Below are 23,158 nucleotides of genomic sequence, written 5' to 3'. Positions count from 1 at the left end.
CTCCGCATCGGTTCCGAAACGGACGGGAAAGGAGGCACCATGTCCGCGGCTGCGCTGTGGGTACCTTATTGCGGTGCGGCGCCGGAGCCGGCGGCGCTCTTCTCCCGCTGGAACGGCGATCCGATCCTCCTTGCAATGCTGCTGGCCTGCAGCCTCGCGCTGGTTGGAACACGGCTCGACCGCAGCGAGCGCGCTCTGGCTTTCGCCGGCCTGGCGATTGCCATCTTGCTTTTCGTCTCGCCCTTCTGCGCACTCACCTCGGCCCTGTTCGCCGCAAGAAGCGCCCACCACGTCTTGCTGACCGCTGTCCTGGCGCCGCTGGTGGCCCTGGCGCTGCGGAAGCGACCGGCGGCTCGACTGCCGGGCAGCCTCGCCGGCTGGACCGCCGCCAGCGCCCTCACTCTGTGGCTCTGGCATGCACCACCCCTCTATGCCGCGGCGCTGTCGAATGATGGCTTCTACTGGCTGATGCAGGCGAGCCTGGCGGGAACGGCGTTCGGCTTCTGGTCGGCCGTGCTTCGATCGACCGAGTCCCCCGCGATTGCTGCGCTCCTCGCCTACACCGTCCAAATGGGACTGCTGGGCGCTTTGCTCAGCTTCAGCACCGCGGCGATCTATGCGCCTCACGCTCTGACCACCGTGCCGTGGGGACTGTCGCCGCTCGAGGACCAGCAGCTCGCCGGTCTGATCATGTGGGTGCCTGGAGCGCTGACCTATCTCGCCGCCGGACTGCTGCTGCTTCGCCGTCTCGTCAGCGAACCTCGGGAAGCCGCCGCGGCATGATCGAAAAGTTGCGCGCCTGGGCCCGGACCCATACCGAGGAAGGGCGCTATTCGCCGGTCGGGATCGCCTTCCACTGGGTCATGGCGGCGCTGGTTCTGTTCCAGCTCGGCTGGGGCTTCTACACCGGCCTGATCGGAGTGGGCGGCGACAAGCTGGCTGCCTACCAGGTGCACAGCGCGGCAGGTCTCCCCATCCTTCTTCTCGCGCTCGGCCGGCTCGGCTGGCGGCTGCTGATTCCGGGGCCGCGCAATGATGCCGACGAACAGGGTGTTCAGACTCTGATCGCCTACGCGATCCACTATGTCTTCTACATCTGCTTCTTCGGCTTGCCGTTGAGCGGCTGGGCAATGTGGTCGGCCTATGCCGAGCCCGGGCCGCTTTATCTGGGGGGCGTTCTGCCCTGGCCGCGGCTGCCGCTCGACGAGCTCGCTTTGGAGCAACGCTGGGCGATCATGGACATAGCCGAAGATGTCCACAACCTGCTCGTCTGGGTACTCGTCGTCACGGTACCGCTTCATGTGGCCGCAGCCCTGAAACATCATTTCTGGGATCGGCACGACGTGCTTCGGGGAATGCTCCCGGAAATACCGGACGCGGCGGACCCCCTGGGAGCGCACCGGCATAAGCCGCGAGAGCCGAAACCTCAGCCGGGGTCAGCCGTCGGCTGATCTCGAGCATGACATTGCCGGGATCGTTCCGGCGGGTGCTTCGCCGCCAGGCGTGAAGCTGCTCGGCGAGATAGGCCGCAGGCTGATTGCCGAGCGCCGGATTGGCCGGACCCACTCCCTCGCCGCGGAGCCCGTGACAGGCGGCGCAGGGCTGAAGTCCTCGCTCCGGGTCGCCGCTCGTCCAGAGCCTTGGCGCCGGCTGCGGAACGTCTGCGGCGGGAGTGAAAGGCAGATTGGCATAGTAAGCGGAGACTCGCTGACGCTCCGCGGGTTCGAGCTTGCGCGCCACATGTTCCATCTCCGGATGCTGCCGCAAACCGGCGGCATAGGACTCCATCTGCCGATCGAGATAACCGAATTCGAGGCCGGCCAGCCGGGGCGCCCCGGCCCCGTTGCCCATTCCGTCGAGGCCGTGGCAGGCGGTGCAGGCAAATGCCGCACCGGCGTCGCCGCCGCTCAGCGCGATCAGCTCGCCGGAGGCAAGAAAGCGGTCCGCCGAGGTTCGTTCAACCGCTGAGCAGGCGGACAGAAGCAAGGCGGCCGATGCCAACAACCCATTCTGCACCGCTCCGATGCCCTTGCTCCGCATGGGCGGGGAACCTTCTGCCGGCCATCATGTTCCGGCCTTGTAACGTCGCACCGAAGACCGAAGGGGGAAAATTGCTGCTGGCGCGGATCCTGGCCGCTGTGACGCCGCTGATCAGCCTGGCGGCCTGCAAGCCGCCGCCCGACGTTCGACATGACATGCCTCGGAGCAGCCCTGAGAGAGGCCGGGCGGCCATCGAACGGGTCGGGTGCGGCGCCTGTCATTCCATTCCCCGTGTCTGGCCCAAGGGCGAGGTCGGACCGGCGCTGGACGAATTCGCCCGGCAGACCCTGATCGCGGGACGGCTGCCGAACCGGCCGGACGTTCTGGCACCCTTTCTTCGCGACGCTCCGAGCCTCGTCCCCGGGACCGGAATGCCTGCCATGCCCTTGACGGAGGAGGAGGCGCGCGATGCGGCAGCCTATCTCTATACACTCGGCGATCGGTGACGCCCTCGCCGGCTGGCCGCCGCCGATTCTCGATCCGGCGGGCCCCTATGCGGGATCGGTGGCGCTGGTCAGCTGGCTCCTGTTCGCCATCGGCGCGATCGTTCTGGCAGTGGTGGTCGCCGCCTTGTGGGTGGCGCTGAAAGGAAGCGAGGAGCGCCAGCGCAAGCTCAGCGGACGCTGGCTGATCTGGACCGGCGGAGTCGCCTTCCCGCTGGTCGTGCTGACCGGGCTGCTCGTCTACGGGCTGTCGCTCACCGGCAATCTCACCGCCCCTTTGCGCGGCGACGAGATGCGCGTGCGCGTGACCGGCGAGATGTGGTGGTGGCGGGTCGACTATCTCGACGGCTCCGGGCGCGCGATTCTCCACGACGCAAACGAGCTTCACATCCCGACCGGGCAGCCGGTGGTACTGGAGCTCCGTTCCGCCGACGTGATCCACAGTTTCTGGGTGCCGCGCCTTTCGGGCAAGCTCGACATGATTCCCGGGCGCACCAACATCATGCGGATCCAGGCGGACGAGCCGGGGGTCTTCGGCGGCCAGTGCGCCGAATATTGCGGCGGTCCCCACGCCTTGATGGGCTTCGTCGTCGTCGCCCACCCGCCCGAGCGGTTCGCCGCGCTGCTGGCGGAGCGGCGACAGCGGACCGCTGTCGCCGGCGCCAGCGGTCAGACCGGACGTGGGGCCGAAACTTTCCAGGCGGCCGGCTGTGCCGCCTGTCACAGAATCGCTGGAACCGGCGCCAACGGCCTGGCGGGACCCGATCTTACCCACGTAGGCTCGCGGCGAACCCTCGGCGCCGGGATCCTGCCCAACAATCGCGGCACATTGGCCGGCTGGATCGCCAACAGCCAAGCGATCAAGCCGGGCAATCGGATGCCGCCCTATCCGGGACTCAGCGCCGAGGATCTTCGAGCGCTTACTGATTATCTCGAGGCGCAAAGGTGACGTCGGAAACCGGGTTCGACCCCGAGCTCTATGAGCGCTTTCCGACAGAGGAGAAGCGCCCGGCGGACGAGGTGCAAGAGTTGGAGCGCATCTGGTTTGCGCCAACCGGGATCGCCCGGCTGACCGCCGTCAACAACAATTATGTCGGCATCTGGTACGTGTCGGCAGCCTTCCTCTTCTTCCTTCTCGCAGGCGTACTGGCGCTGGTGATGCGGGTGCAGCTGGCGCTCCCGCTGCAGGGAATATTGCCGCAGGAAACCTACAACCAGTTCTTCACGATGCACGGCACATTGATGATGTTCCTGTTCGCCGTGCCCGCGGTGGAGGCGCTCGGCGTGCTGTTGTTGCCGCAGATGCTGGCAGCGCGCGACCTGCCCTTCCCTCGCCTGTCCGCTTACGCCTTCTGGGCCTATTTCGTCGGAGGCCTGAGCTTCTTCGCGTCAATCTTCTTTGGCTTGGCGCCGAACGGTGGATGGTTCATGTACCCGCCGCTCACCAGCCTGAACTACTCGCCCGGAATCAACGCCGATTTCTGGCTGCTGGGCATCGGCTTCATCGAAATTTCCGCCATTGCCGGAGCGGTCGAGATCATCGTCGGCGTCTTGCGTACGCGGGCGCCGGGAATGACCCTGGCCCGAATGCCGATCTTCGCCTGGGGGATGCTGGTCTTTGCGGTGATGATCGTGATCGCCTTTCCGGCGGTGATCCTGGGCACCCTGCTGCTCGAGCTGGAGCGGGCGCTCAACTGGCCCTTTTTCGATCCCACCCGCGGCGGCGATCCCCTGCTCTGGCAGCACCTCTTCTGGTTCTTCGGCCACCCCGAAGTCTACATCATCTTCCTTCCAGCCGCGGCGCTGGTCTCGATGATGGTTCCGGCGCTCGCCCGAACCCGGCTGATCGGGCACGACCTTATCGTTCTCGCCTTTCTCGCCACCGGCTTCATCAGCTTCGGTGTCTGGTCCCATCATATGTTCGCAACCGGAATGCCCGCGCTTTCCGTCGGATTTTTTTCGGCGGCGAGCATGGCGGTGAGCGTTCCGGCCGGAATCCAGGTCTTCTCCTGGATCGCGACCTTCGCCGCCGGACGCCCGATCTTCAACACTCCTACCTTGTTCGTCCTGGGGGGCCTGTTCACCTTCGTGATCGGCGGCCTCACCGGCGTGATGGTCGCCATGGTGCCGTTCAATTGGCAGGTCCACGACACCCACTTCATCGTCGCCCATCTCCATTACGTGCTGATCGGCGGAATGGTGTTTCCGCTGTTCGCGACCTTCTATTACTGGATGGGCATGACCAGCCGGCGGCCGCTTTCGGAGCGGCTCGGCAAATGGACCTTCTGGCTGATGTTTTCGGGCATGCAGGTCATCTTCCTGCCGATGCACCTCACCGGACTGATGGGAATGCCGCGGCGGGTCTATACCTACCTGCCGGGAAGGGACTGGGAGGTGACCAACATGATCTCCACGGTCGGCGCCTTCCTGTTCGCGGCGGGAGTCCTCATCTTCCTTCTCGACCTTGCCCGCAACTTCCGCTTCACCGTCCATCGCGATGCCGGCAACGTCTATGGCGGCGGCACTCTGGAATGGCTTCCCACCGGCCTCTACTCCACCCGCTCCATCCCGGTGGTGAAGAGCCGCTACCCGCTCTGGGACGATCCCAAGCTTTCGGAAGATGTCGAGCAGGGCCGTTACTTCCTTCCCCGATCGGCCACTGGTCGGCGCGAGACTCTGATCACCAGTCCGCTTCGCGCCGAGCCCGAATATCTGCAGATCATGCCCGGACCATCCGTGTGGCCGCTCCTGGCCGCGGTATTTACAGCCGGATTCTTCCTCAATCTCACCATCCAGGCCTACTGGCCCGGTGTCGCGAGCGGCGTGCTCGCCATTCTGGCGGTGCTTCGCTGGCTGTGGGAGACCGACCATCCGGTCACTCAGAAGGAAGTGGATGTCGGCGCCGGGATCATGCTTCCCACCTACGTCACCGGCCCGCGCACCCATGGCTGGTGGGCGATGGTGATCCTGCTGATCGTCATCGGCATGATTTTCCTGATGAGCGTTTTCAGCTTTTTCTATCTCTACGGCGTCCACCCGGAGTTCTGGCAGCCCGGACCCGACACTCTGTGGCTGCTGCCGATCGTGGGCGGCTATGTGGCCGCAGCTGGGCTGGCGATGCTGGGACGATGGCTGCTCGCCCGGCCGGGAACGACCTTGTGGAGTCCCCCAACGACCGCACTTCTCGGCCTGGCTTCATTGATCGCGACCTATGCATTCGACCTGTGGAGCTGGCGCGCGCACGGCCTTACCGGCGAGGTCAGCGGTCAGGGTGCCACGGTTCACGCCTTCCTGTCGCTGCAAGGCGTGCTGACGGCGACCGCCACCATCATGGGGCTCTACTTGGCGGCACGCAACGCGCGCGGGCTGATCACCCGACCGGGCAGCAACACGTTCGACCTCGTCGTCCTCTTCATCGTCTACACGGCGGTTCAGGGCCTGGCCGCGGCGCTGCTGACTCGTCTGATACCCGGAGGCGGCTGAGATGCGGGCCTGGGCCTATATGCTTGGCGGCCTGCTTCTGTGGGCGGCGCATTTCTTCATCCTCTACGGCGCGGCCAGCATCTTCGAAACCTCCACGGCGGCCCGCCTGATCGCAGCAGCCGCCACCCTCCTTTGTCTGGCCGGCGCGGCCTGGCTGGCCCGAACCGGCTGGCGCGGCCGTGCCGGCGATCCGGACCGGTTCGGCGCCTGGACCCACTATATCGCGGCCCTTTCGGGAGCGGCGGCCTGCGTCGCCATTCTCTGGCAGGGCCTGCCCGCCTTGCTGATCTGACCTGGGTGAGAGCGTCGCTGGACGAGCCCGCATCGAGCTGTGAGATGGGCAATGAAGGATTGAAGGTTCGTTCGACTTAGGCTTGCAAGCCCCGAAGCGCTGGCGGTTCGCTTGACGGCGGGTAAGCCATGGTCGCGGATGAAGGCCGGCGCACTGCTGTCCAGCTAGGCGTCATGTTCTTCCGATCGCCCGGCGGGGTTGGCCCGGGTCGGCATGTTCCGGATTTCCGGCACCAGCTCACGCGCGAATATGTCGTGCAGCCGACGCAACTCGCGGAACGGGTTCGGATGGGCATCGACCCGGATGTCCCAAAGCGGATATTCCTCGCGCTCGACGATATAGATCGTCGCCGATCGCTCCCCTTTCCAGTCGCCGCCGGCGCGATCTCCGGCTTCCAGCGCTTCCATCAGGCGTTCGTCGAGCGGCTTGCCTCGACTCTTCTCGAAGCAGCGGGCGATCGCCTCGATCACGTGGCTGCCGGCAAGCCGGTTTCCCTGGACGGAGAAACCCCGCTCGGCACAGTCGCCGGCCCAGCCGATGCAATCCGCCCCAGTCCAGGCTGCCGTCCCCCCCTCTCGATCGATCACCGCAAACTGCCGGGTTTCCGCACAGGGATCCTGGGCGGCGAGGATGTCACGGACTTCGCGGGCGGAGCGCCCCTGGCGAAGAAGATGGATGCCGTCGATCCCGAGATAGGGATTGAGCCGCGCCTGAGTGGCCACCGCGCCGACTCCACCCTCGGCATGAGTGAGAAGCTTTCCGACGGCCGGAATCGCGGTGGCGGCGGCGACGCCGAACTGGCCGCTATCGGGACAGCGGGCGATAATCGAGAAGGTCATGGAACGGCTCCGACACCCGACTAAACCTGCTCCGCGGAGCTTCGATCCAAACTCGGGCTAACGGGTCAGCCTTTCAGAGCAGGAAGACGTCACCGGCGTGGATGGTGCGCGAGGTGCCGTCGGCCAGGCGCAACCGAAGCGCGCCTGTATCGTCGAGGCCGTCGAACAGACCTTCGCCTTCGGTAGTCTTCAAAGCCGTTCCGACCGGATGGGCGGCAGCCAGCCAGTGGCGGCGGACCGGGGGCAGCCCCTCGCTTCGCCAGCGCTGGAGCCAGCGGGCAAAGCTGTCGGCAAGGGCCTCGAGGAAGACGCCCGGGTCGGGAGCGGTTCCGCCCTGCGCGGCAAGGCTGGTGGCGGGCCGATCGATCGAGTCCGGATGATGGGTGAGGTTGACCCCGAAGCCGATGATCACCGCCTCACCCTGCCTTTCCAGAAGTATGCCGGCGAGCTTGGCGCCGTCGGACAGCAGGTCGTTGGGCCATTTGATTTGGACGGCGGGTGAATGGAGAGCGGCAATCTCGTGCAAAGCGACCGCCGCAACCAGCGCGAGGGTCGGCGCGGGCGGATCCCCGTCCCGCAGCCGAACGATCGTGCTGGCGTAGAGATTGCCCGCCGGGGAGAGCCAGGCCCTGCCCTGCCGCCCCTTGCCGCCGGTCTGCCGTTCGGCCCGGAGCCAGCTGCCCTCGGCAGCGCCCGACCGGGCAAGCGCGGCGAGATCGTCGTTGGTCGAACCGGTGACAGCGACAGTGCGGATCAGAACAATGCCGACGCCGCCGCGAGCGTCGCCCGATCCAGCGGCCCCAAGATGAGCATGCCGATCGGCGACACGAACAGGGCAGCGGCGACGAGCAAGGAAGCGGTCACCGGCTCCCGGCTGGGCGCATATGCAGGTCCGGGCTCGTCGAAATACATGACCTTGACGATCATGAGGTAATAATAGGCGCTGATCACCGAGGTCGCGATGGCGACCGCCGCGAGCCAGGCGAGATCCACCTGAACCGCCGCGTTGAACACCGCGAATTTCGGCCAGAAGCCCAGAAAGGGCGGAATACCGGCAAGGCTGAACATGAAGATGAACATGCCGAAGGCGAGCCACGGCCGTGTGCGCGAAAGGCCTGAAAGCGACGCGATCGTTTCGACCGGGCGGTCGTCCGCGTCGCGCATTCTCAGCACGACGAGGAAGGTACCGAGAGTCATTGCGACGTAGATCGTCATGTAGAACAGGACGGACGCGACGCCTTCCTGGCTTCCGGCCGCGAGGCCGACCAGGGCAAAGCCGACATTGTTGATCGAGCTATAGGCAAGCAGGCGCTTGATGTTGCGCTGACCGATCGCGGCGACGCCGCCGAGCACAGTGGAGGCCAGGGCCATGAAGATGACGATCTGGCGCCAGGATTCGAGCGCGGGACCCATCCCTTCGATGGCGACCCGAACGAGCAACGCCATCGCCGCGACCTTCGGGGCCGATGCGAAGAAGGCGGTGACCGGCGTCGGCGCGCCTTCATAGACGTCCGGAGTCCACATGTGGAACGGAACCGCCGAAATCTTGAAGGCGAGGCCGGCGAGCACGAACACGATGCCGAGCAAGATGCCGGTGGGAGCGTGAGCCCCCTCCTGGCCGTGCGCGAGCGCCGTCGCGATCCCGTCGAACTGGGTGGTCCCGGTGAAGCCGTAAAGCAGCGAGATACCGTAGAGCAGGATACCGGAGGCGAGCGCTCCGAGAACGAAATATTTGAGGCCGGCCTCGGCCGAGCGCGTATCGGTGCGCTGGAAGGAGGCGAGGACATAGGCGGCAAGGCTTTGAAGCTCGAGCCCGACATAGAGGGTGAGCAGATCGCTCGCCGAGACCATGACGGACATGCCGAGCGTCGAGAAGAGGATCAGCACCGGATATTCGGCGCGGAAGTCGCGATCCCGTCCGAACCAGCCCATGGCGGCAAGCATCGAAACCGCCGCGCCGAGGAAGATGATGATCTTCGAGAAGGCGGCGAAACGGTCGGCGACGAACAGGCCGTCAAAGGCCGAGCCGCCCGAATCCGCCACTCCGGGCATGAACAGCGAAGCGATGGCTAGGACGATTACGGACAGCCAGGTCAGCACCGGCCCCGAGCGATCGCCGGCCCAGGCCGCAGCCATCATCAGCGCCAGAGCGCCGAGGCCGATGATCACCTCCGGAAGGATCAAGAGAAAGTCGTTAGCCATTAGTGGTGCGCCTCCGCTCCGGCCTCGTGCGCTTCTTCGGCAGGTCGCGGCGTTCCGGCCGTCAGCTGTGAATCGCCCGGCGGGGCGGCGCGCTCGATCCGGGCGAGCAGCACCGAGACGTCCTGGCGCATCGGTGCGAGGAAACTTTCGGGATAGATACCCATCCACAGGACGGCGGCGGCGATCGGAGCCATCATCGCCCATTCACGCTTGTTGAGGTCCGGAAGCGCGGCCGCTTCGGGGCTGTTCGCAGTTCCGAACGCAACCCGCCAATAGAGCCAGAGCATATAAGCGGCGCCGAGGATGATTCCCGTCGTCGCGACCGCCGCGACCCAGCTGTTCGCCTGATAGGCGCCGACAAGAGCGAGGAATTCGCCGACGAACCCGCTCGTTCCGGGAAGCGCGACCGCGCCCATGGTGAACAGCAGGAACACCAAGGCAAAGCCCGGCATGTTGTTGGAGAGACCGCCATAACGGTCGATGTCGCGGGTATGAAGCCGGTCGTAGACGACGCCGACGCAAAGGAAGAGCGCGCCCGAAACGAGGCCGTGGCTGAGCATGACGAGGAGCCCGCCCTCAATCCCCTGCCGATTGAACGCAAACAGGCCGATCGTCACGAACGCCATATGGGCGACGGAGGAATAGGCGATCAGCTTCTTCATGTCCTGCTGAACCAGGGCCACCAGCGAGGTGTAGACCACGGCCACCATCGACAGACCGAAGACGATCCAGACCAGCTGGGCCGAGGCTTCCGGAAACATCGGCAGAGAGAAGCGAACGAATCCGTAGCCGCCCATCTTGAGGAGCACGCCGGCAAGGATCACCGAGCCCGCCGTGGGCGCCTGGACGTGAGCGGCAGGAAGCCAGGTATGGACCGGCCACATCGGCATCTTCACAGCGAAGCTGGCGAAGAAAGCGAGCCAGAGCCAGGTCTGCGCCTGCGCAGGGAAGTCGGTATTGAGGAGGACCGGGATGCTGGTGGTGCCGGCATAGTTCACCATCCACAGCATCGCGATCAGCATCAGCACTGAGCCGAGCAGCGTGTAGAGAAAGAACTTGTAGGCCGCATAGATGCGGTCCTGACCGCCCCAGATGCCGATGATCAGATACATCGGGATAAGGCCGGCCTCGAACATGATGTAGAAGAGGAAGATGTCCTGCGCCATGAAGACGCCGAGCATCAGCGTCTCCATCAGCAGGAAGGAGGCCATATATTCGGGAACGCGCCGGTCGATCGATTCCCAGGATGCGGCGATGCAGACCGGCATCAGGAAGGCGGTAAGCACGATCAGCATCAGAGCGATGCCATCGATGCCGAGCGCCCAGGAGAACCAGCGACCGAAGAGAGGCACATTCTCGACGAACTGCCATTGCGGTCCGCCGACCTGATAGGCCGCCCACAATCCCAGGGTCAGAGCCAGGGTGGCAAGGGTGGTGAGAAGCGCGATCCAGCGTGCGCCGTTGGCACCGGTCAGAAGACAGGCGAGCGCTCCGAGCAGAGGCAAGGCGAGAAGCGCCGATAGGATGGGAAAGCCGTTCACTGCGCCATTGCCCAGGTCGTGGCGGCGGCGATGCCGAGAAGCATCACCAGCGCGTAGGTATAGAGATAGCCGGTCTGAATCCGGGCCGTGACCCGGGTTCCGGCGAGGACGGCCGCGGCGGCTCCGTCCGGACCGAAACGGTCGATCGTGCCTTCATCGCCCCGCTTCCAGAAGATCCGGCCGAGGAGGATCGAGGGGCGTACGAAGATCACGTTGTACAGCTCGTCGAAGAACCATTTGTTGTAGAGGAAGCGGTGGAGCAGCCCGGCATGGGCGGTGAACCGGCCCGGAAGCAACGGGTCGCGAATATAGGCGCTCCAGGCGATCGCAAGCCCGATGATCATTGCCGCCGCCGGCGACAGCTTTACCCACAGCGGAACCTCGTGGATCGCATGCATCAGATGTTCGTCGAAGGCGATGCTTCCGGCCCAGAAGTGAGCGCCCTCCTCGACGTCGATGAAGGCGTGGTGGAAAACCATGCCGGCGAAGACCGCACCGATCGAGAGCAGGCCGAGCGGCACGAGCATCGTCCAGGGGCTTTCGTGCGGATGGTAGCCGCCCGTCCCTTCCGCGACCTGCCGCGGCGACGCCTCGTGCGGGCGGGTGTCGTGCCCCGAATCCTCGGCCGCGGGATCGTCATGATGGCCGTGGTCGTGGAGCGCATGCTGGATATGCTCGGACTGCGCCCAGCGCGGCTTGCCGAAGAAGGTGAGGAAGACGAGCCTCCAGCTGTAGAAGCTGGTCAGCAAGGCAGCGAAGATGCCGACGGCGAAGGCCAGTCCGCCGACCGTGGTTCCGCTTGCAAAGGCGCTTTCGATGATCGCGTCCTTGGAGAAGAAGCCGGCGAAGCCGAAGCTCGGAATGCCTGCAACCTGGATGATCCCGACGCCGGTGATGGCGAGCGTTCCGATCGTCATCGCCCAGAAGGTGAGCGGGATCTCGCGCCGGAGGGCGCCATAGAAGCGCATGTCCTGTTCGTGGTGCATGGCATGGATCACGCTTCCGGCGCCGAGGAACAGAAGTGCCTTGAAGAAGGCGTGGGTGAAGAGGTGGAACATGGCTGCGCCATAAGCGCCCACACCCGCCGCGAAGAACATGTAGCCCAGCTGGGAGCAGGTCGAATAGGCGATCACCCGCTTGATGTCGTTCTGAACCGTGCCGACGGTGGCCGCGAACAGAGCGGTGGCCGCACCGACGACCGTGACCACGGCCAGCGCCGTGTCGCTGGTCTCGAACATCGGCGAAAGGCGGCACACCATGAACACGCCCGCGGTAACCATCGTCGCGGCATGGATCAGGGCGGAGACCGGAGTCGGGCCCTCCATGGCGTCGGGAAGCCAGGTGTGCAGGCCAAGCTGCGCCGACTTGCCCATCGCTCCGATGAACAGGAGGATGCAGAGCAGGGTCATCGTATCGACCCGACCGCCGAGGAAACCGATCGTCGAACCGGCCATTCCTGGCGCCGCCTCGAGGATGGCCGGGATCGAAATGGTTCCGAAAACCAGGAAGGTTCCGAAGATACCGAGCGAGAAGCCGAAATCGCCGACCCGGTTGACGACGAACGCCTTCATTGCCGCCGCATTGGCGGAAGGCTTGTGGTACCAGAAGCCGATCAGCAGGTAGGAGGCGAGACCGACCCCTTCCCAGCCGAAGAACATCTGGACGAGATTGTCGGCCGTCACCAGCATCAGCATCGCGAAGGTGAACAGCGACAGATAGGCGAAGAAGCGGGGCTGCGAAGGATCCTCCGCCATATAGCCCCAGCTGTAGAGGTGGACGAGCGCCGACACGCTGGTCACGACGACGAGCATCACCGCGGTCAGGGCATCGACTCGAAGCGCCCAGTCGACGCGCAGGTCGCCCGAATGAATCCAGTCCAGGACCGGGTAGAGCTGCGACTGCTCCGTGCCTGCCATGAAGCCCAGGAAGATTGGCCAGGACAGGATCATCGACACGAACAAGGCGCCGGTGGTGACCAGCTTTGCCGCCCTGTTGCCGATCATGCGGTTGCCGAGCCCCGCAATGATCGCCGCCAGCAGGGGAAGGAAAACGATCGTCTGGACCATCTCAGCCCCGCATCTGGTTGATGTCGTCGACGGCGATGGTGCCGCGGTTGCGGAAGTAGATGACCAGAATGGCAAGGCCGATCGCCGCTTCGGCCGCCGCGACGGTCAGCACGAACATGGCGAAGACCTGCCCGACCATGTCGCCGAGGAAGGCGGAGAAGGCGACCAGGTTGATGTTCACGGCGAGCAGGATCAGCTCGATCGCCATCAGGATGACGATCACGTTCTTCCGATTGAGGAAGATGCCGAACACGCCGAGCACGAACAGCACCGCGCCGACGGCCAGATAATGTCCCAATCCGATCATGACCGGAATTCCTTCGAGCAGCGCCCGATCATAGCTCTACCCCCTGCCCCGATTCCGGCTGCGCCAGGCGCACGGCCTCTTCCGGCCGGCGGCGAACCTGGCGGCCGACATTTTGCGGCCGGACATCCGATCGCTTGCGCCGCGTCAGGACGATGGCGCCGACCATGGCGACGAGGAGGACGAAGCCCGCCGCTTCGAAAATGAAGAGATAGCGGGTGTAGAGCAGCCCGCCGAGCGCTTCGATGTTCGGCCGATCGTCAGCCGGGGCCCCGCTCTGCGCGATCTCGATTCCGCCCGCATTCCAGGCGAGCACCGCCATGCCGATTTCAGCAAGAAGCACGAGCGCCAGCAGGAAGCCGAGCGGCCAGTAACGGGCGATTCCCGCCCGGAGCTCGGCGAAATCGACGTCGAGCATCATGACCACGAACAGGAAAAGGACGGCGACGGCGCCGACATAGACGATGACGAGGAGGAAGGCGAGAAACTCGGCCCCGATCAGAAGGAACAGGCCCGCCGCGTTGAAGAAAGCGAGAATGAGCCAGAGCACCGAGTGAACCGGGTTGCGCGCACCGATCGTCATCACGCCGGAGGCGATGACGAGGGTCGCGAACAGGTAGAAGACGATAGTTTGGATCACGGTCTCGGTCGAATGCCTGAGGTTGGGGGGCGCTTAGCGATAGGGGGCATCGGCGGCAAGGTTCGCGGCGAGCGCCCGCTCCCACTTGTCGCCATTTTCGAGAAGCTTCGCCTTGTCGTAGATCAGCTCCTCCCGCGTTTCGGTGGAGAAATCCATGTTCGGACCTTCGACGATCGCATCGACCGGGCAGGCCTCCTGGCAGAGCCCGCAATAGATGCACTTGGTCATGTCGATGTCGTAGCGGGTCGTCCGGCGGCTGCCGTCCTCGCGCGGCTCGGCCTCGATCGTGATCGCAAGCGCCGGGCAGACCGCCTCGCACAGCTTGCAGGCGATGCAGCGCTCCTCGCCGTTGGGATAGCGGCGAAGGGCGTGCTCGCCCCGGAACCGCGGCGAGATCGGATTCTTCTCGTAGGGATAGTTGATCGTCGCCTTGGGCTTGAAGAAATATTTCAAGGTCAGCCAATGGGCCTTCAGAAACTCCCAGAGAGTATAGGATCTGATGAAGTGGGCGATGCTGCTCACGGACGCACATCCCGATTTGGAGAAGTTGGAGACAGGCCGATGTCGGAGGCGCAGACGCCCATCTGACTGTCGCGATCGACGGAATAGGTACGTCCATCCGCAGTATAGCTCGAGGCGACTAGCCGCTCGTTTGCCGGGCAGTCATAGCGGGTCAGCATCAGGTATCCCGACACCAGGAACACCCAGAGCAGGGAGATGGGAAGGAAGATTTTCCAGCCCAGCCGCATCAGCTGGTCGTAGCGGAAGCGCGGGACGGTGGCCTTCACCCAGGAGAAGATGAAGAAGAAGATGAAGATCTTGCCGAAGAACCAGATGATCCCGGGAACCGCATAAAGCGGTTCCCAGTCGATCGGCGGGAGCCAACCGCCCCAGAAGAGCACCGCATTCATTCCGCACATCAGCAGGACGTTGCCATATTCGCCGAGCCAGAAGAGCGCGAAGCTCATCGAGCTATATTCGGTCTGGTAACCGGCGACGAGTTCGCTTTCCGCCTCGGTGAGGTCGAACGGCGCGCGGGCCGTCTCGGCCATGGCGGAAATCAGGAAGATGACCGCCATCGGCAGTAGCAGCGGGTTGAAGCCGAAGCCGTTGATCACGCCGAAGATATGGCCGCGCTGAGCCTCGATGATCCCGGACAGGTTGAACGTGCCCGCCCAGAGGATCACGGGAATCAGCACGAAGCCGATCGAGACTTCGTAGGACACCATCTGAGCCGCGGCCCGCAAGGCGCTGTAAAAGGGATATTTCGAGTTGGAAGCCCAGCCTGCAATGATGATTCCGTAGACGCCCAGCGACGAGACGGCGAGCAGGTAGAGCAGGCCGACATTGATGTCGGCGAGCACCATGCCCTCGCCGAACGGAATCACTGCCCAGGCGATCAGGGCCACGGTGAAGGTGATGATCGGGGCAATGATGAACAGGCCGCGATTGGCCCCCGACGGGATGATCGTTTCCTTGAGGAAGACCTTCAGCCCGTCGGCGAAGCTCTGCAGCAGCCCGAACGGCCCGACCACGTTGGGGCCGCGGCGGAGCGCCATCGCCGCCCAGATCTTGCGGTCGGCATAGATGATCATCGCCACCGCGAGCATCAGCGGCAATGCAATCATCAGGATCAGGATCAGCGTGGCGAGGAACCAGCCGAACCCGAATCCGAGCTGTGCCTGGAACCACTCGGTCATTCCGCCGCCTCCGCATAATCCTGCCCGTGGAGGATCTCGGCCGAGCAGCGCTGAAGGGTCGGCGACGAGCGGGCGATCGGGTTGGTCAGATAGAAATCCTGGATCGGATAGGCGATCTCCGTGCCCCTGGCGAACGCCACCGTCTCAAGTGTTGGCGCGCTCCAGGCGAAGCTGGCGAGGCCAGGTCGGCCGAAATCCGGATGGTCGCGGAACAGCGCCTCGCGAAGCTCATGGAAGCTGTTGAACGGCAGCGGCCGCCCCAGCACGTCCGACAGGGCGCGAAGGATCGCCCAGTCCTCGCGGGCATCGCCGGGCGGGTCGACCGCCTTTTCCGAGAATTGCACCCGCCCTTCGAGATTGACGTAGATGCCATGCTTCTCGGTGTAGGCGGCCGCCGGAAGGATCACGTCCGCGGCATGAGCGCCGCGATCGCCATGATGGCCGACATAGACCTTGAAGCTTCCGGCGAAGGGCGAGAGGTCCGCCTCGTCCGCGCCCAGCAGGAAGAGCAGCTTCGGCGCCCGTTCGGCCACGGCCGCCATTCCGCCAGCCTGAGCATAGCCGAGCATCAGCCCGCCCATTCGTGCCGCCGCGGTATGAAGGACGTTGTAGCCGTTCCACCCCTCCCTGATCAGGTTCAGCGGACCGATCAGGGCGAGGCTCGCCGCCTGGGCTCCGGGCACCTTGAGCGCGCCGGCGCCGACGATCACCGCCGGCCGCGCCGCTCCGGCAAAGGCGTCGGTCACGGCCCGGGGGAGGTCGGCGAGAAGCGACAGATCGTTGCCGAGCCATTCGACCGGATAGGTGAGGTCCACCTCCGGTCCGATCGCGAACACCTTCGCGCCGGCCTTCACCGCCTTGCGGATGCGGGTGTTGACGAGCGATGCTTCCCAGCGGGGATTGCTACCGACGAGAAGGACGACGTCGGCCGTCTCCATACCGGCAATGGTCGAGTTGAAATTCACGGCCGCGAGACTGGACGTGTCGTAGGAAAGGCCGGTCTGACGCCCTTCGATCAGGTCCGACCCGAGCGACGCCAGCAGAGCCTTGGCCGCATACATCGTCTCGACGTCGAGCAGGTCACCGGCGACGGCCGCGACACTTGCCCCTGCCGACTTCGCGACATCGGCAATGGCCGCGAAGGCCTCGTTCCAGCTCGCCTGCTGGAGCTTGCCGTCGCGCCTGACCCAAGGCCGGTCCAGCCGGTTGCGCAGGAGCCCATCCACGGCGTGGCGGGTCTTGTCATGCGCCCACTCCTCGTTGACGTCCTCGTTGAGCCGGGGGAGCGCCCGCATCACCTCCCGCTGCCGGGAATCGAAGCGCACATTGGTGCCGACGCCGTCCATCACGTCGATTCCGGGAACCTTGCGCAGTTCCCAGGGGCGAGCCTCGAAACTGTAGGGCTTCGATACCAGGGCGCCGACCGGGCAGAGATCGACGACGTTGCCGGAAAGTTCGCTGTGAAGCGCCTCTTCGAGATAGGAGGTGATCTCCATATTCTCGCCGCGATTGATCGCGCCGATCTCTTCCACTCCGGCAACCTGCTGCATGAAGCGGACGCAGCGGGTGCAATGGATGCAGCGGGTCATGAAGGTCTTGACGACCGGACCCATATATTTCTCGGAAACGGCCCGCTTGTTCTCGTCGTAGCGATTGTGGCCGCGGCCATAGGCCATGGCCTGGTCCTGCAGGTCGCATTCGCCGCCCTGGTCGCAGATCGGGCAATCGAGCGGGTGATTGATCAGCAGGAACTCCATCACGCCTTCGCGGGCCTTCTTGACCGCCGGAGTCATGGTGAGGATTTCCTGGCCTTCGCTGGTCGGCAAAGCGCACGAAGCCTGGGGCTTCGGCGGCCCCGGCTTCACCTCGACCAGGCACATCCGGCAGTTGCCGGCAATGGCGAGCCGCTCATGATAGCAGAAGCGCGGAATCTCCTTGCCCGCGAGCTCGCACGCCTGGAGCACCGTCGCTCCCTGCGGGACTTCGATCTCGACGCCGTCGACTTTGACCTTGGGCATTATTCGGCAGCCTCCAGCGTGTGGCCGTGACGTTCCCTGATCCGCCGCTCCAGCTCGGGGCGATAGTGCCGGATCAGGCCCTGGATCGGCCAGGCGGCGGCATCGCCCAAAGCGCAGATGGTGTGGCCTTCGACCTGCTTGGTGACGTCCCAGAGCGTGTCGATCTCGTGAATCTCGGCATTGCCCTGGACGAGCCGTTCCATCACCCGCCACATCCAGCCCGTGCCCTCGCGGCAGGGCGTGCACTGGCCGCAGCTTTCATGCTTGTAGAAGTAGGAGATGCGGCTGATCGCCTTCACCACGTCGGTGGACCTGTCCATGACGATGACGGCGGCGGTGCCCAGGCCCGATCCGAGATCCTTCAGACCATCGAAGTCCATCGGCGCGTCGATGATCTGCTCGGCCGGCACCAAGGGCACCGAGGAGCCGCCGGGGATGACGGCAAGGAGATTGCCCCAGCCGCCGCGAATGCCGCCGGCATGGCGCTCGATCAGCTCCCGGAACGGCACCGACATCGACTCCTCGACGACGCAGGGCCGGTTCACATGGCCGGAAATCTGGAAAAGCTTGGTGCCTTCGTTCTTCGGCCGACCGAAGCTTGCGAACCAGGCCGCACCGCGACGCAGGATGGTCGGGACAACCGCGATCGATTCGACGTTGTTGACCGTGGTCGGACAGCCGTACAGGCCCGCTCCGGCCGGGAAAGGCGGCTTCAGGCGCGGCATGCCCTTCTTGCCTTCCAGGCTTTCGAGCATCGCCGTTTCTTCGCCGCAAATATAGGCGCCGGCGCCGCGATGGACGAACAGATCGAAATCGTAGCCGGACTTGGCGGCATTCTTGCCGAGAAGGCCCGCATCATAGGCCTCCTGAACCGCCGCCTGCAGGGTCTCCGCCTCGCGGATGAACTCGCCGCGAATATAGATGTAGCCGGCGCGGGCGCGCATCGCATAGCCGGCGATCAGGGCTCCTTCGATCAGCTTGTGCGGATCGTGCCGGATGATTTCGCGGTCCTTGCAGCTGCCAGGCTCGGATTCGTCGGCATTGATGACGAGAAAGTTGGGTCGGCCGGGGGTCGGCTCCTTGGGCATGAAGCTCCACTTCATGCCCGTCGGGAAGCCGGCGCCGCCGCGGCCGCGCAGTCCCGACGCCTTGATCTCGTCGATGATCGCGTCCTGGCCGCGCGCCATCAGCGCCCGGGTGTCGTCCCAGTCGCCACGCTGCTGCGCCGACTTCAGGTTCCAGGGCTGGAACCCGTAGACGTTGGTGAAGATGCGGTCCTTGTCCTCAAGCACGCTCGCCGTCTCCGCAGAATTCGGTAAAGGCGCGGTCCATCTCGCCGGGCCCCATTCCCGGCTCCACGAAAACCTCCTCGCCGCCGACGACGATATAGCGGTGGCGGTTTCCGCCCTGCGCATAGTCGCCGCAAATGATCGTGACGCCCTCGCTGATCGAACGGCGCGGATTGGCGAAGGTCAGTCCCTGCGGATTGCCGAGCTGCTCACGCACCAGCCGCTGAGCGGTGCCGACATCGCCTTCGGCCGCCGGCGCCTTGGCTGGAGCCGCGGCCGCCTGATTGTTGGACTCGCCACCGCCCTCGCCGCACGCGGCAAGGAGCAAAAGGGCAAGGCCTGCACTCCTTCTCACCAGCGGCTCCTATAGTCGAAATTCTCGCCGACCATCTCGGGCAAGGTCGTCGGCCCGCCTTCCGGACAGCTGGTCTGCCGGTCGACCTGCGGACCGGGCCGAGGCGCCTCGCCGCGGGCAAGCGCCTCGAGAACCGCCGTCATGCTGTCGAAGGTCAGGTCCTCGAAATTGTCGTCGTTGATCTGGACCATCGGCGCGTTGGCGCAGGCGCCGAGGCACTCGACTTCGGACAGAGTGAACAGGCCATCGTCGGTGGTGTGACCCTTCTTCAGACCCTTCGCCTTGCAGGCGGCGAACAGGTCGTCCGAGCCGCGAAGCATGCAGGGCGTCGTTCCGCACACCTGGACATGGTAGCGGCCGACCGGCGCCAGGTTGAACATGGTGTAGAAGGTCGCGACCTCGTAGGCGCGGATGTAGGGCATCTCCAGATAGGCGGCGACATATTCGATCACCGGGATCGGCAGCCAGCCCTGGGTGTTGGTCTCCGCCCCGACCTGGCGCTGGGCGAGATCGAGTAGCGGAATGACCGCGCTGTGCTGGCGGCCGGGCGGATAGCGGCCGACGATCACCTTCGCCTCGGCCTCGTTCTCGGGCGTGAAGGCGAACGAACCCCAGCGGGCGCGGACCTCCTCAGTGGCGGGCATGCGTGCTGCTTCAGCCATCAGATCGCCTCGAGCGTGGTTCGGGTATATTCGGAGGGATTGGCGCCGGTATTCGGCTCGCCTTCCCGGTCGAGCATCAGGATCTGGCACTCGCCATTGGCGACCGGCTTGTGCTCGGTACCCTTCGGCACGACGATCATATCGCCCGGCGCGAGCTTCACCAGGCCGTCGCGAAACTCGATGCCGAAATCACCGGAAATGACGAGGAACAGCTCATCCGTCTCGGCGTGCGAATGCCAGGTGAACTCGCCGTCCACCTTGGCCACCCTGATCTCGTTGCCATTGTAGCGGCCGATGACCCGAGGGTTCCAGTGATCGGAGAAGCTGGCGAGCTTCTCGCCGATATTGATGGGGCCGAACGCGTTCACCGATCCACCTCCCCGAAAACGATGTCGATGGCGCCGAGGATGGCGGTGACGTCCGCCAGCATGTGCCCCTTCGCCATGAAATCCATCGCCTGGAGGTGGGAAAAGCCGGTCGGACGGATCTTCACCCGGTAGGGCTTGTTGGTTCCGTCGCTGACCAGATAGACGCCGAACTCGCCCTTCGGGCTTTCGGTGGCGACATAGACCTCGCCCGCGGGAACGTGGAAGCCCTCGGTGTAGAGCTTGAAGTGATGGATCAGGGCTTCCATCGACTGCTTCATCTCGGCCCGCTTCGGCGGCACGACCTTTCGGTCCAGCGAAGCGATTGGCCCTTCCGGCATTTCGTTGAGGCACTGCTTCATAATTCGCGCGGACTGGCGGACCTCCTCGACCCGAACCAGGAAGCGATCGTAGCAGTCGCCACGAGTCCCGACCGGTATGTCGAAATCCATCCGATCATAGACGTCGTAGGGTTGCGACTTGCGAATGTCCCAGGGGATCCCGGCGGCGCGGATCATCGGACCGGAGAAGCCCCAGGCAAGCGCGTCCTCCTTCGAAACGGTCGCGATGTCGACGTTGCGCTGCTTGAAGATGCGGTTGTCCGCAACGAGACTGATCGCATCTTCGAACAGGCGCGGCAGTCGCGTGTCGAGCCAGTCGCCGATGTCGGTCAGAAGCTTCAACGGAACGTCCTGGTGGACTCCGCCAGGACGGAAATAGGCGGCGTGCATGCGCGCCCCGGACGCCCGCTCGTAGAAGTTCATGCAGTCTTCGCGAAGCTCGAACAGCCAAAGGTTCGGAGTCATCGCGCCCACGTCCATGACGTGGCTGCCGAGGTTCAACAGGTGGTTCTTGATGCGGGTAAGCTCGGCGAAGAAGACCCGCAGATACTGGGCGCGCAGCGGCACTTCGATGCCCAGCAGCTTCTCGACGGCGAGCACGTAGCTGTGCTCCATGCACATCGGCGAGCAATAATCGAGCCGGTCGAAATAGGGCAGCGCTTGAAGGTAGGTCTTGTATTCGCAGAGCTTTTCGGTGCCGCGATGAAGCAGGCCGACATGAGGATCCACCCGCTCGATGATCTCTCCGTCCAACTCGAGGACGAGCCGAAGAACGCCGTGCGCGGCCGGATGCTGGGGACCGAAATTGATCGTGTAGTTAGCGATGTCCGACTGGGTTCCGCCGGTACGGGCGACCTGGGTCTCCTCGTCGGCCGGTGCAGCGGATTCGGGCGAAGGGGCGATTTCGCTCATTTCTTGATCTCGTCAGCCTTGAGCGGAGTCGGCGCTCCGGGCGCCGCGGGTTGCGCCTTTTCATCTCCCGGCATGATATATTCGGCGCCTTCCCACGGGCTGAGGAAATCGAAGCTGCGGAAATCCTGCGGAAGGCTGACGGGTTCGTAGACGACCCGTTTCATCTCTTCGGAATAGCGCATCTCGACATAGCCGGTGAGCGGGAAATCCTTGCGGAACGGGAAGCCCTGGAAGCCGTAATCGGTAAGAATCCGCCGAAGATCCGGATTGCCGTCGAAGATCACACCGAACAGGTCGAAGACTTCGCGCTCGAGCCAGTTCGCGACCGGGAAAATGCCGGTGACGGTCGGCACCGGCTTCTCCTCGTCGGTAGTGACGCGAATCCGGATCCGGTGATTCTTCGTGACGGACAGAAGATGGTAAACGACATCGAACCGCTCGGGGCGCGAAGGGTAGTCGACGCCGGCAATCTCCATCAGCTGCTGGTATTCGAACCGGTCGCGCAGGGTTCGGATGACATCGGCGATGCTTTCGCGGCGGACGTCGATCGACACTTCGCCGACGGCATCCTTGGCCGAAAGGAAGGCGTCGCCGATCGCGGCCTTGACCTCTTCGATGATGCCCTCGCGGGCCGGTATCCGGGGTGCGGTGCTGCTCATGCTTCAGCGCTCGATTGTGCCTTCACGGCGGATCTTCCGCTGCAACTGCATGACTCCGTAAAGGAGGGCTTCCGCCGTCGGGGGGCAGCCGGGAACGTAGATGTCCACCGGAACGATCCGGTCGCAGCCGCGGACAACGCTGTAGCTGTAATGATAATAGCCACCGCCATTGGCGCAGCTGCCCATCGAGATGACGTAGCGCGGTTCGGACATCTGATCGTAGACCCGCCGAAGCGCCGGAGCCATCTTGTTGCAAAGCGTTCCAGCGACGATCATCACGTCCGACTGACGCGGCGAAGCACGCGGGGCGACTCCAAATCTTTCAAGGTCGTAACGCGGCATGTTCACATGGATCATCTCGACCGCGCAGCAGGCGAGACCGAAGGTCATCCACCATAGCGACCCCGTCCGGGCCCACTGAAACAGTTCCTCGGTCGAGGTGACGAGGAAGCCCTTGTCCGACACTTCGGAATTGAGCTGATTGAAGAAGTTGGGATCCGGCTGCTGAAGGTCGGCCGGCCGCTCATTTTCATGCCGCGGATCGAGGATCACTCCCATTCAAGCGCCCCCTTCTTCCAGGCATAGGCAAAGCCGAGGGCAAGCTCGGCAAGAAAGATCATCATCGCGATCCAGGAAGCCCAGCCGATGTCGAACACGGTCACCGCCCAGGGGAACAGGAAAGCCACTTCCAGGTCGAAGATGATGAACAGGATGGCCACGAGATAGAATCGGACATCGAACTGCGCACGGCTGTCCTCGAAGGCGGGGAAGCCGCATTCATATTCGGCAAGCTTGTCCGGATAAGGCCGAGCCGCGCCGGTGAACCGGGCAACGATCATCGGCAGCACCACGAAGGCGAGCGAAAGGCCCAGGGCAACGCCCAGGAAAAGCAGGATCGGAAGATAGTCGGCGGCGACGGACGCCATCGGAAAGAGTCTCCGGGGTCAGAAGGTTGCGCGGCTTCTAGGACCGGCCTCGCCCAGAGGCAAGGCTCGGAAAGGACGGTA

At 64.5% G+C, this 23,158-nt stretch carries 24 protein-coding genes and 1 pseudogene; 6 read left to right on the top strand and 19 right to left on the bottom strand.

All coding sequences use genetic code 11. The annotated features are described in order from the left end of the window. Positions 1-39 precede the first annotated feature (39 nt). Together ACRYLT_RS11895 and ACRYLT_RS11890 are read left to right on the top strand one after the other, a co-directional pair. Entirely contained in the window at positions 40-783 is a 744-nt protein-coding gene (locus tag ACRYLT_RS11895; RefSeq protein ID WP_482664308.1) for a cytochrome c oxidase assembly protein, read from the top strand. Beyond that, a complete protein-coding gene (locus tag ACRYLT_RS11890; RefSeq protein WP_482664307.1) occupies positions 780-1,451 on the top strand; it encodes a cytochrome b in 672 nt (223 codons plus the stop codon). Before ACRYLT_RS11895 ends, ACRYLT_RS11890 begins: the two co-directional genes overlap by 4 nt. Before the next feature lie 13 nt (positions 1,452-1,464). On the opposite strand, the pseudogene ACRYLT_RS11885 reads toward ACRYLT_RS11890, so the two are convergent. Next, positions 1,465-1,851, bottom strand: a pseudogene (locus ACRYLT_RS11885) (c-type cytochrome); the annotation flags it as partial. Between the two features lie 215 nt (positions 1,852-2,066). Here ACRYLT_RS11885 and ACRYLT_RS11880 point away from each other — a divergent pair. The 4 genes from ACRYLT_RS11880 to ACRYLT_RS11865 are packed head-to-tail and all read left to right on the top strand — an operon-like array spanning position 2,067 to position 6,258. After that, the gene (locus ACRYLT_RS11880) at positions 2,067-2,486 is read left to right on the top strand and encodes a c-type cytochrome (RefSeq protein WP_482664306.1); all 420 of its coding nucleotides are present in this window, start codon (positions 2,067-2,069) and stop codon (positions 2,484-2,486) included. Beyond that, the gene (gene coxB / locus ACRYLT_RS11875) at positions 2,449-3,432 is read left to right on the top strand and encodes a cytochrome c oxidase subunit II (protein WP_482664305.1); all 984 of its coding nucleotides are present in this window, start codon (positions 2,449-2,451) and stop codon (positions 3,430-3,432) included. Before ACRYLT_RS11880 ends, coxB begins: the two co-directional genes overlap by 38 nt. Then, entirely contained in the window at positions 3,429-5,966 is a 2,538-nt protein-coding gene (locus ACRYLT_RS11870) for a cbb3-type cytochrome c oxidase subunit I (protein WP_482664304.1), read from the top strand. Before coxB ends, ACRYLT_RS11870 begins: the two co-directional genes overlap by 4 nt. Position 5,967: 1 nt before the next feature. Beyond that, positions 5,968-6,258 (top strand): hypothetical protein, encoded by a 291-nt coding sequence (locus ACRYLT_RS11865; RefSeq protein ID WP_482664303.1) that lies wholly within the window; start codon positions 5,968-5,970, stop codon positions 6,256-6,258. 164 nt (positions 6,259-6,422) lie between these two features. On the opposite strand, the gene ACRYLT_RS11860 is transcribed toward ACRYLT_RS11865, so the two are convergent. The 18 genes from ACRYLT_RS11860 to ndhC all read right to left on the bottom strand — a co-directional run bounded on the left by ACRYLT_RS11860 (position 6,423) and on the right by ndhC (position 23,077). Further along, positions 6,423-7,097 carry a DUF1028 domain-containing protein gene (locus tag ACRYLT_RS11860; protein WP_482664302.1) on the bottom strand — a complete coding sequence of 225 codons (675 nt, stop codon included), beginning with the start codon at positions 7,095-7,097 and terminating at the stop codon, positions 6,423-6,425. A 73-nt stretch (positions 7,098-7,170) separates the two neighbouring features. After that, complete coding sequence (locus ACRYLT_RS11855) at positions 7,171-7,854, bottom strand: biotin--[acetyl-CoA-carboxylase] ligase (RefSeq protein ID WP_482665436.1); 684 nt, start codon at positions 7,852-7,854, stop codon at positions 7,171-7,173. Continuing rightward, entirely contained in the window at positions 7,851-9,299 is a 1,449-nt protein-coding gene (gene nuoN / locus ACRYLT_RS11850) for an NADH-quinone oxidoreductase subunit NuoN (RefSeq protein WP_482664301.1), read from the bottom strand. The genes ACRYLT_RS11855 and nuoN overlap by 4 nt, the downstream gene beginning before the upstream one ends. After that, positions 9,299-10,840, bottom strand: a complete 1,542-nt coding sequence (locus ACRYLT_RS11845; RefSeq protein ID WP_482664300.1) for an NADH-quinone oxidoreductase subunit M — start codon at positions 10,838-10,840, stop codon at positions 9,299-9,301. The genes nuoN and ACRYLT_RS11845 overlap by 1 nt, the downstream gene beginning before the upstream one ends. After that, positions 10,837-12,906 (bottom strand): NADH-quinone oxidoreductase subunit L, encoded by a 2,070-nt coding sequence (nuoL, locus tag ACRYLT_RS11840; RefSeq protein ID WP_482664299.1) that lies wholly within the window; start codon positions 12,904-12,906, stop codon positions 10,837-10,839. Before nuoL ends, ACRYLT_RS11845 begins: the two co-directional genes overlap by 4 nt. A gap of 1 nt (position 12,907) precedes the next feature. Next, entirely contained in the window at positions 12,908-13,213 is a 306-nt protein-coding gene (gene nuoK / locus ACRYLT_RS11835) for an NADH-quinone oxidoreductase subunit NuoK (protein WP_482664298.1), read from the bottom strand. A 28-nt stretch (positions 13,214-13,241) separates the two neighbouring features. After that, on the bottom strand, positions 13,242-13,850 hold the full coding sequence (locus ACRYLT_RS11830; RefSeq protein WP_482664297.1) for an NADH-quinone oxidoreductase subunit J: 609 nt from the start codon (positions 13,848-13,850) through the stop codon (positions 13,242-13,244). A 33-nt stretch (positions 13,851-13,883) separates the two neighbouring features. After that, on the bottom strand, positions 13,884-14,372 hold the full coding sequence (gene nuoI, locus ACRYLT_RS11825) for an NADH-quinone oxidoreductase subunit NuoI (protein ID WP_482664296.1): 489 nt from the start codon (positions 14,370-14,372) through the stop codon (positions 13,884-13,886). After that, on the bottom strand, positions 14,369-15,550 hold the full coding sequence (gene nuoH / locus ACRYLT_RS11820; RefSeq protein WP_482664295.1) for an NADH-quinone oxidoreductase subunit NuoH: 1,182 nt from the start codon (positions 15,548-15,550) through the stop codon (positions 14,369-14,371). The genes nuoI and nuoH overlap by 4 nt, the downstream gene beginning before the upstream one ends. Next, positions 15,547-17,568 (bottom strand): NADH-quinone oxidoreductase subunit NuoG, encoded by a 2,022-nt coding sequence (nuoG, locus tag ACRYLT_RS11815; protein WP_482664294.1) that lies wholly within the window; start codon positions 17,566-17,568, stop codon positions 15,547-15,549. Before nuoG ends, nuoH begins: the two co-directional genes overlap by 4 nt. Then, complete coding sequence (nuoF, locus tag ACRYLT_RS11810) at positions 17,568-18,860, bottom strand: NADH-quinone oxidoreductase subunit NuoF (RefSeq protein ID WP_482664293.1); 1,293 nt, start codon at positions 18,858-18,860, stop codon at positions 17,568-17,570. The genes nuoG and nuoF overlap by 1 nt, the downstream gene beginning before the upstream one ends. Further along, a complete protein-coding gene (locus ACRYLT_RS11805; protein ID WP_482664292.1) occupies positions 18,853-19,212 on the bottom strand; it encodes a hypothetical protein in 360 nt (119 codons plus the stop codon). Before ACRYLT_RS11805 ends, nuoF begins: the two co-directional genes overlap by 8 nt. Then, entirely contained in the window at positions 19,209-19,874 is a 666-nt protein-coding gene (gene nuoE, locus ACRYLT_RS11800) for an NADH-quinone oxidoreductase subunit NuoE (protein WP_482664291.1), read from the bottom strand. Before nuoE ends, ACRYLT_RS11805 begins: the two co-directional genes overlap by 4 nt. Continuing rightward, on the bottom strand, positions 19,874-20,242 hold the full coding sequence (locus tag ACRYLT_RS11795) for a cupin domain-containing protein (RefSeq protein WP_482664290.1): 369 nt from the start codon (positions 20,240-20,242) through the stop codon (positions 19,874-19,876). Before ACRYLT_RS11795 ends, nuoE begins: the two co-directional genes overlap by 1 nt. After that, positions 20,239-21,492 (bottom strand): NADH-quinone oxidoreductase subunit D, encoded by a 1,254-nt coding sequence (locus ACRYLT_RS11790; protein ID WP_482664289.1) that lies wholly within the window; start codon positions 21,490-21,492, stop codon positions 20,239-20,241. The genes ACRYLT_RS11795 and ACRYLT_RS11790 overlap by 4 nt, the downstream gene beginning before the upstream one ends. Beyond that, entirely contained in the window at positions 21,489-22,151 is a 663-nt protein-coding gene (locus tag ACRYLT_RS11785; protein WP_482664288.1) for an NADH-quinone oxidoreductase subunit C, read from the bottom strand. The genes ACRYLT_RS11790 and ACRYLT_RS11785 overlap by 4 nt, the downstream gene beginning before the upstream one ends. A gap of 3 nt (positions 22,152-22,154) precedes the next feature. After that, on the bottom strand, positions 22,155-22,709 hold the full coding sequence (locus ACRYLT_RS11780; protein WP_482664287.1) for a NuoB/complex I 20 kDa subunit family protein: 555 nt from the start codon (positions 22,707-22,709) through the stop codon (positions 22,155-22,157). Further along, the gene (gene ndhC / locus ACRYLT_RS11775) at positions 22,700-23,077 is read right to left on the bottom strand and encodes an NADH-quinone oxidoreductase subunit A (protein ID WP_482664286.1); all 378 of its coding nucleotides are present in this window, start codon (positions 23,075-23,077) and stop codon (positions 22,700-22,702) included. Before ndhC ends, ACRYLT_RS11780 begins: the two co-directional genes overlap by 10 nt. Positions 23,078-23,158 lie beyond the last annotated feature (81 nt).

The sequence above is a fragment of the Sphingosinicella sp. SM1-17 genome, from assembly GCF_056821765.1.
The sequence above is the reverse complement of the archived record's forward strand: the minus strand, read 5'-3'. Positions and strand labels throughout refer to the sequence as shown.